The following is a 7712-nucleotide window of genomic DNA, read 5'->3' as shown; positions in this document are numbered from 1 at the left end:
ACTCAGAAGTGAAACGCCGTAGCGCCGATGGTAGTGTGGGGTCTCCCCATGCGAGAGTAGGGAACTGCCAGGCATCAAATAAAAGCGAAAGGCTCAGTCGAAAGACTGGGCCTTTTGTTTTATCTGTTGTCTGTCGGTGAGCGCTCTCCTGCCCAGGACAAATCCGCCGGGAGCGGATTTGAACGTTGCGCAGCAACGGCCCGGAGGGTGGCGGGCAGGACGCCCGCCATAAACTGCCAGGCATTAATTAAAGTGAAGAAGCCCATCCTGACGGATGGGCTTTTTTGCGTCTGTGCGGGATGAAAACCGCCGGATGCGGCGTACCGCCTTATCCGGCCTGCAGGGGCCGGGCTGAACGTATTTTGTAGGCCTGATAAGCGCAGCGCATCAGGCACATCACAACACCGCACCATCGGGTGCAAAGCTATATCCTGAGCCTCCATAACACAAGCCATCCTGCGGTATATGCAGTAAACCCCCAATCTGAATTTTCTGTATTACCTCCCGAAAATATCAGGATCGCCTGCGACAGTTACGTGTACCTTTATCTATAAGTAAGGGTCTATCCGGAGAATAAAGTGTTCGGAAAAATGGTATTAAACTACATGCCAGGGCTAAAAAATTTATTAGCGTACGATAAAAGCTGGCTAAAACATGATGTTAAAGCCGGGTTATCCGTTGCTGCCGTAGCACTACCGGTTGCGATTGCTTACGCTGAGTTGGCGGGAGTCGGGGCTATCGTCGGATTATATTCCTGTGTTTTGCCAATGCTAGCTTATGCGCTGTTTGGTTCTTCCCGCCAATTGATTGTTGGTCCTGATGCCACGACCTGCGCGGTAATTGCAGCCGTTGTAGTTCCTCTTTCTGCCGGAAACCCAGAACTTCACTGGCAGTTGACAATTGTCATGACTGTGATGATGGGGGGATGGTGCCTGCTTGCCAGTAAATTTCGCCTGGGTGCGCTTGCTGACTTGCTTTCGCATCCCATTCTAACGGGTCTGCTTAACGGGGTTGCCGTGACGATTATTGTCGGGCAACTCGGTAAGGTGTTGGGGATTACGCTTGATGAAGAGCAAGTGATTGAGAAGATCATTGCCCTGCCTGGCCGACTCTCAGAAATTCATTTATTAACCTTAGGTATCTCCATCCTAACGTTAGCGATTTTAATAGCTATCAAAACGTTTCGTAGCCAATGGCCAGCACCGTTGATTGCTATTGTGATAACAACGGCGCTGGTATGGATTACATCTGCGCAGCAGTATGGGATTGCCACTATTGGGGGATCGGGCTTTCAGTCTGGTTTGCCCGTCGTTCACTGGGGATCGTTTCAGCCTGGTCTGGCGCGTGATTTATTGATCCCTGCGCTGAACCTGGCGTTAGTCAGTTTTGTTAGCCTGATGCTAACCGCTCGCAGTTTTGCCGCAAAAAACGGATACGAAATAAATGCTGATGCTGAGTTCAGGGCTTTGGGTGTCGCGAATCTAATGTCTGGCTTATCTCAGGGGTTTGCGATTAGCGGAGCCGATTCCCGGACTGCGGTAAATGATTCCTCTGGAGGGAAAAGCCAGCTTGTTTCCGTTGTTGCTGCCTTAATCATCGGAATCGTCGTGGTATTTTTCACGCAGCCATTACAATTTATTCCGGTATCTGCATTAGGCATTGTTCTAATTTATGCATCGTGGTCATTAATTGATTTACGCGGACTCTGGAACCTGAGGCGAAGAAATAAACCCGCATTTCGCCTGGCGTTCTTCACCTTTGGCTGTGTTCTGATTATTGGTGTTATTCAGGGGATTGGCCTTGCGGTATTGTTGGGTCTGTTGCAGTTCCTGCGCACAGTTTTCCGTCCTACTGAACACTTATTGGGAATTGACGAAAATGGGATGATTCACTCATTAGGTAATTCAACTGATGTGAAAATGATCCCTGGCGTGTTGATGTACCGATTTAACTCACCGCTGACCTATTTTAATGTGGCTTATTTTAAGCGCCGCGTTTTGAATTTAGTCGATGGTGCAGTACTACAACCTAAATGGGTGGTCATTGACGCCGTTTCTTGCTTTACCTATTCAGATATCAGCGTTCTGGCAACCATTAATGAGTTAAAACGGGACCTGAAGGGGCGGCAGATTAAGTTAATTCTTGCGGGCCGAAAAACGGAGTTAACACGCTGGTTTAAGGAGAGTCGACCGACAATGAAAGATGACGACATGATTCTGGCACCAGACCTTTATTTGGCGCTCCGGTTCATTCAAAGCAAAGAAAGCATGAGTGAGGGTGAATCTGGCGTTGTTGAATAATGCAGATTTAGGTAAGTGATCAGGCTGGATGGAAGGTCTGGGGGCGGATTTTTCGTCCAGCAGGACCTGACATTGACCGAAATCCACAAAGCAAGGAAATCAGCCCGTAAACTGATTTTGCCGAATCAACATAACGCCGGGCCCGAGGTGCCTGTGGCGATGAACATGCCCAGGCACCCATTTGCTAAAGGGCGATCAGCATCCGCGCGGGGACGGTGAGATCCCCGGCAGAGCATTGATACCGACATGCTACCTGAAATATAAGCAGTGTGACTGTTGTTAACCTTACGCTATGAATGCGACAGATCGCTTAAATGCTTTCCTTCCCATTGCTGGCTTCGAGCTCGCGGATCAAGCGCTTGTTGATCTTGCCGACGCTGGTTTTGGGAATTTCCGGGACTATCCTTATCTGCCGTGGGATCGCCCATTTAGTGATGTGGCCGCGGTCGACGAATCCTTGCAGATGTGCCGCTATGGCCTGCGGCTCCAGGTCTTCTCCTTCCTTGCAAACCACCAGAGCCAGGGGGCGTTCGCCCCACTGTTCATCAGGTATCCCGACGACGGCTACCGACCTGACCGCCGCGTGTGAGCTGATGAGGCTCTCCAGCTCCAGCGTGCTTATCCACTCACCGCCCGTCTTGATTACGTCTTTGATGCGATCCTTGATTTCCACTATCCCATGGGGATCGATAGAGGCAATGTCGCCGGTATGCAGCCAACTGCCATTCCATAGCTCAGCTCCTTTCTCGGGTTCCTTCAGGTAGCCCTGAGTCAGCCAAGGGGCTCGCACCACTATTTCACCCAGGGCTTCGCCGTCGTGCACTACCTCCCGACCTTCGCCATCGACGATACGCAGATCCACCAACGGAACAGGCAGGCCGGTTCGAATCCGCAAGGGTAACTGCTCATCCATGGGAAGGGCCAGCTCGGCATCGCTTAAGTGGGTCATACAGAGCAGGGGACAGGTTTCAGACATACCATAGCCAGCGTGAATGCGTATGCCCTTATGGTGGGCCTGTGTCGCCAGTCCAAGGGACAGTGAACTGCCACCCAGCAACATCTTCCATCCCGACAGATCGGTCCGTGTGGCTTCGTCGCACTCGAGGATCATTTGCAAGATGGTTGGCACACAGTGCGAGAAGGTTACACCCTCATCGTGATAGAACCGCACCAGCTTGTTGGGTTCGTAACGACCGGGGTAGACCTGCTTCACACCAAGCATTGTTGCGACATAGGGAGCGCCCCAGGCGTGCACGTGAAACATAGGAGTGATCGGCATGTAGACATCGTTCGATCGTAGCAGCGACTGTCCCTCGTGGGCTGCCAGGAGGCCCAGCTCATTGAGCGTGTGCAGGACCAGCTGACGATGGCTGAAGTAGACCCCCTTGGGATTGCCCGTGGTTCCAGTGGTGTAGAACAAGGTCGCTACCGAGTTTTCATCGAAGTCGGGGAAGTCAAAGCGATCTCCCGCTGCGGCCAGAAGGGGCTCATATTCCCCCAGCACCGGCAGGCTGGTTGCCTTCGATTCTTCGTCGCTAAGCTGGATGTATCCCCGGACAGTGGTCAGTGTCTCTGCCAGTGACTCGACAACCGGCAAGAAGTCGTCGTGCACCAGTACCAGGTTGTCCTCGGCATGATTCATGGTGTAAGCGATTTGGTCCGCCGAGAAGCGGACGTTCACCGTGTGTAGCACGGCACCAATCATAGGCACCGCGAAGAAGCACTCGAGGGCGCGATGGCTGTCCCAATCTAAGAGGGCGACGGTGTCTCCAGGCATGACACCGGCCGCTGTCAGCATGTTTGCCAGGCGATGGATGCGCTGTTTGAGGGTGCGATAGTCGTAACGCAGCTTGTCGGCGTAGACGATTTCTCGCTCGGGATGAGAACGCCCACCCGACAGCAGCAAGCTCTTGATCAGCAACGGATAGGCATGGGCTCCCTGCGCTGACTGTATGACTCTTGTTTTCACCATCCAGGTTCCTCGTTGACTCATTATTTGCTCGGTATGATGGCAATTGTAGATGAAGGTTGGTATTTACTCCCTGGCGTTTGCTTCAGATGTCGAGGCGGCGCACCAACTCCAGCCCGTGGGGATGAATGTGCGTACCCTGCAACGCCATCTGGAAGAGGGGGGGACCTTCAGCGAGCTTATCAATGAAGTGCGGCGCGACCTGGCGCTCCCGCAACAGTATTGTGCCCAAGGTTGTTCAGATAAATTACTCAAATTTAGCCTACGGTTAAGCACGCCAGACAAAGAGGTGTGCCTGATACCGCTATATTTTTTGCAGTACCATCGTGGTTCCAGTGAAAGGTTTAACTGTCGTGATGATGTGGGGTAGGAGTCGCTGTGGGCAGAACGATAAGAAATCTCGCGGAACCCATAAAGCAAAAAACCCGCCATAGGCGGGTTCTTCTAAATAGTGGTGCCCGGACTCGGAATCGAACCAAGGACACGGGGATTTTCAATCCCCTGCTCTACCGACTGAGCTATCCGGGCAACGGGGCGCATTAAACCGTATTCACGTCTGTCAGTCAATCAAATTTCTGGAAACATTGTTCAACCGCTTAATATTACGGCAATCTGCATGGTTATGCCTGAAGTTTGCACAAAACTATCCGGCAGAGGCGACGAAAACAGATAATGTTCGCTTAGGTCAGCGCACCGCCCATTCGGCACTGGGCAAAGCGCAGGATATCTTCAGCCAGGCGGTGTGCCGTTTCGACATCAGCATGACTACGATTAACCAGCATGCGGCTCAGGCAGCCTTCCAGCACCAGTTCCATCTGTTTGGCGACCATTGCCGGGTCGTCAACTTCCAGCGTCGTCAGCAGCTCATGGGTGAAGTCATGTGCCGCCTTTTTTTGCTGATCGGCTAACTGATGGATCGGATGCCCGGGATCGGGGTAAAACGTACAAGCGGCGATGAACAGACAGCCGGGATAGCGATTATTGCTCACGCATTCGGACAGCGCAGTGTAGCGCGCCAGTAATTTCTGCTCAGCGCTCAGCGTGTCATCCAGCAAAAGCTGACGCCGCCAGATATCCACCCGCTGGCTGAGGTAGCGTAGCGCATCGTACAGAATGGCCTCTTTATCGGGCCAAAAGCGCTGCAGTTCATCCAGAGGATAATCGATGCGTTCGGCCACCATTTCCAGCGTGGTATTGGCTATCCCTTGCACCTCAAGTAATTTCAGGGCTTCTCCCAGGACATCTTCACGTTGCACGGTATTCTCCTCCGTATTTCCTGTTGCAAGTGTCGCTCACGGTTGGCGATCGCGCAAATGTGCGCTGAAGGTCGCGGCATCCATAAAGCCCGTAACCCGAGCTTCCGGGTGCTCTTTCCCCTCGGCATCAAAGAACAAGATAGTCGGCAAACCTAAAACCTGTAGATGTTTCAGGAGAGCGACATCCTGGGCATTGTTTGCTGTCACATCCGCCTGCAATAGCACCGTGTTGCCTAGCGCTTGCTGAACCTGCGGATTACTGAACGTGTACTTTTCAAATTCCTTACAGGCTACACACCAGTCGGCATACAGATCCAGCATGACTGGCCTGCCTTTAGCTTGCGCCAGTGCTTGATTTAACGCATCTACCGATGCCACCGATGTGAAGTTAAGATGTGCCTGGGTTTGAGCATGTGGCGCGCCGAACGCCCAGTCTTGCAATGGACGTACACTGACAAGCGCTGCGGCTAACAGGACAATCTGCACGATGCGCATCCAGGCGTGCTTTGCCTGCAGGCTGGTGATGAACGCCCAGCCAAAGAACGCGACGCCTAGCAGTGACCATAAGCGAACGCCCCACTCGTCGCCAACGATACGTTCGAGTAAGAAGACGGGAAGCGCCAGAATGACAAAGCCAAAAGCGGTTTTGACATGTTCCATCCATGGGCCACTTTTAGGCAGCAGGCGGTTGCCAAATACGGTAATCAGCATCAGGGGTAATCCCATCCCCAACGCATACAGATACAGTGTGCCGCCTCCCAGCCACATGTTCCCGCTCTGAGCGATATACAGCAAAATCGCGCTTAGCGGGGCCGTTGTGCAAGGAGAACAGATGAGGCCAGCAATCGCCCCCATCGCAAAGACGCTGCCGGGAGATCCGCCTTGCTGGCGGTTACTCATTAGCGTGAGACGCGTTTGCAGTGATGAAGGCAATTGCAGCGTGAACAAGCCAAACATCGACAGAGCCAGCAGCGTAAAGATGACGGCAAGGCCAATCAGGACGTAGGGATGCTGAAGCGCAGCCTGAAACTGCAAACCGGCGGCTGCAACAACCAAACCCAGCGCGGTATAGGTGAGCGCCATACCTTGAACGTAGATAAACGTCAGCAACAGTGCCCGTCCGGTTGATAAGCGTTGCTTGCCACCCAGTACGATACCGGAAATCAACGGATACATCGGCAATACGCAAGGCGTAAACGCGATACCAATTCCGATCAGCAATGCCCACAGCGCGGAGAAGGGGAGTTGGGCCGTGGGCTGCGGTTTTTCTTGCGGATCTGCAGTGGCTGGGGCTGGTGCAGGGGCCGCCGCGGAACCAGAAGACACTTCACTTAATGGCACCGTTTTTGTTTCTGGTGGATAGCAAAATCCAGCGTCGGCGCAGCCCTGATATGTGACCGTTAATGTTGCGCCAGACTTAGCCTGATTGACCGTGATCGGGACAGTCAGCTGTTTACGGTAAATCTCACTTTTGCCGTAAAACTCATCTTCATGCCAGACGCCTGGCGGCAGTTTTACCTCAGCAATATCGGCCTGAGATGGCATGATGCTTATCTGTTTGCGATACAGATAGTAGCCATCTTTAACCTGCCATGTGAGGTTCAGATCGTGTTGGTTTTGCTGAAAATCAAAAACAAACGCCCGATCGGCAGGAACAAACTGCGAGCGGCCAGGCGCGTCAAATAATCCGGCAAAGGTAGATGTGCTGCACAGCAGCAGGATCAGCGTAAGGATGCGTTGAGCCATGAGCGGTAATCAAAGTCTCCGTGAGTGACGGGTAAAACCAGAAGTTCAGGTGTTTGATATGGATGATGTGACTTCAGGCAATCGAGAAGGGCTTGCTGGTGTGTGACGGTGGTTTTTAAAATCATCTGGACTTCATATTCCTGTTCCAGTTTGCCTTCCCAATAGTAGAGGGAGGTCGCACCGGGTAGCAGGGTCACGCAAGCAGCCAGCTTTTCCGCCAGCACTTTGGCGGCGAGATCCTGGGCGGTTGCTTCATCCGGGGCGGTACAGAGCACCACAACGGTATCGGGGATGGAAATATCCTGACTCTTTACATCAAGCATAAACACCTCGAAAGAACAGAGTAACCAGCAAAAGAATGGTCACTATACAACGGACGAGGGAAGGATGTTAGTTAAAGCGGGGTGGGGAGGAGGAACTGCAGGGCGCCCAGGCACCCTG

Annotated in this window: 6 protein-coding genes, 1 tRNA gene and 1 rRNA gene; 3 read left to right on the top strand and 5 right to left on the bottom strand. The window is 52.8% G+C overall.

Annotated elements, in window-relative coordinates; all coding sequences use genetic code 11:
- Both rrf and OGX86_RS03070 read left to right on the top strand, forming a co-directional pair.
- Nucleotides 1–73: ribosomal RNA gene (gene rrf, locus OGX86_RS22790) — 5S ribosomal RNA — on the top strand; the annotation flags it as partial.
- Between the two features lie 505 nt (nt 74–578).
- A complete protein-coding gene (locus tag OGX86_RS03070) occupies nt 579–2300 on the top strand; it encodes a SulP family inorganic anion transporter (protein WP_081003608.1) in 1722 nt (573 codons plus the stop codon).
- A 310-nt stretch (nt 2301–2610) separates the two neighbouring features.
- On the opposite strand, the gene OGX86_RS03065 is transcribed toward OGX86_RS03070, so the two are convergent.
- Nucleotides 2611–4272, bottom strand: coding sequence for a fatty acid--CoA ligase (locus OGX86_RS03065; RefSeq protein ID WP_048215098.1), 1662 nt, complete (start codon nt 4270–4272; stop codon nt 2611–2613).
- A gap of 49 nt (nt 4273–4321) precedes the next feature.
- Between OGX86_RS03065 and OGX86_RS03060 the strand changes: the two genes are divergently transcribed.
- Nucleotides 4322–4639: a helix-turn-helix transcriptional regulator gene (locus OGX86_RS03060; protein ID WP_286639281.1), complete on the top strand. Its 318-nt coding sequence runs from the start codon at nt 4322–4324 to the stop codon at nt 4637–4639.
- Between the two features lie 82 nt (nt 4640–4721).
- Here OGX86_RS03060 and OGX86_RS03055 read toward each other — a convergent pair.
- The 4 genes from OGX86_RS03055 to cutA form a co-directional block, all read right to left on the bottom strand.
- Nucleotides 4722–4797, bottom strand: a tRNA-Phe gene (locus OGX86_RS03055).
- Nucleotides 4798–4949: 152 nt separating this feature from the next.
- Nucleotides 4950–5525 (bottom strand): transcriptional regulator, encoded by a 576-nt coding sequence (locus tag OGX86_RS03050; protein WP_008785982.1) that lies wholly within the window; start codon nt 5523–5525, stop codon nt 4950–4952.
- 36 nt (nt 5526–5561) lie between these two features.
- Nucleotides 5562–7271: a protein-disulfide reductase DsbD gene (locus OGX86_RS03045; RefSeq protein WP_286639279.1), complete on the bottom strand. Its 1710-nt coding sequence runs from the start codon at nt 7269–7271 to the stop codon at nt 5562–5564.
- Nucleotides 7247–7594: a divalent cation tolerance protein CutA gene (cutA, locus tag OGX86_RS03040; RefSeq protein ID WP_003025447.1), complete on the bottom strand. Its 348-nt coding sequence runs from the start codon at nt 7592–7594 to the stop codon at nt 7247–7249. Before cutA ends, OGX86_RS03045 begins: the two co-directional genes overlap by 25 nt.
- Between the last annotated feature and the right edge of the window lie 118 nt (nt 7595–7712).

This window comes from Citrobacter sp. Cpo040 (assembly GCF_030332915.1).
Classification (GTDB): Bacteria; Pseudomonadota; Gammaproteobacteria; order Enterobacterales; family Enterobacteriaceae; genus Citrobacter; species Citrobacter portucalensis.
Note: the sequence above shows the minus strand (reverse complement) of the source record. Positions and strands in the feature narration are given on the sequence as shown.